This is a genomic window from Staphylococcus sp. EG-SA-2, assembly GCF_017152085.1.
The window spans coordinates 1-735 of sequence record NZ_JACYHC010001081.1 but is presented as its reverse complement, the minus strand read 5'-3'; the positions used below and the strand labels follow the sequence as shown (position 1 = coordinate 735).

The 735-nt window shown below is 33.2% G+C and carries 1 protein-coding gene; it reads right to left on the bottom strand.

Going from position 1 to position 735, the window contains the following annotated elements; genetic code table 11:
• Positions 1 to 691 (bottom strand): pApA hydrolase Pde2 (pde2, locus tag IDG60_RS18130; protein WP_206161028.1); only part of this gene is annotated, 691 nt, incomplete at its 3' end.
• Between the last annotated feature and the right edge of the window lie 44 nt (positions 692 to 735).

The window sequence follows — 735 nt, the reverse complement described above, 5'->3', positions numbered from 1 at the left end:
CGAATTGCTCCAATACATCTTCAGTTATTTTAACTTGGCAGAATCCATCATCCATAAGTTCGAAATGTTGTAAAACATAACCTTGAAACGGCAACATTTTTGGGTCCTTCTCCATCATTTTATTTAAAAGCGCATTATGATCAATATCATGCCCAATTAACTTTCCAGCAATTTCCATAGTATGTTCTGAGGTATTGTTAAAAAGGAATCGCCCAGTATCACCGACGATACCAAGATATAAAACGCTCGCGATATCTTTATTAACAATTGCTTCATCATTAAAATGTGAGATTAAATCGTAAATGATTTCACTTGTAGATGACGCGTTCGTATTAACTAAATTAATATCACCATACTGATCAACTGCAGGATGATGATCTATTTTAATAAGTTTACGACCTGTACTATAACGTTCATCGTCAATTCGTGGAGCATTGGCAGTATCACATACAATTACAAGCGCATCTTGATATGTTTTATCATCAATGTTATCTAACTCTCCAATAAAACTTAATGATGATTCCGCTTCACCCACTGCAAATACTTGCTTTTGCGGAAATTTCTGCTGAATATAGTATTTTAAACCAAGTTGTGAACCATATGCATCAGGATCTGGTCTAACATGTCTGTGTATAATAATTGTATCGTTGTCTTCGATACATTTCATAATTTCATTCAAAGTACTAATCATTTTCATACTCCCTTTTTTAGAAAAGTTGCTTAATTTAAGCATTA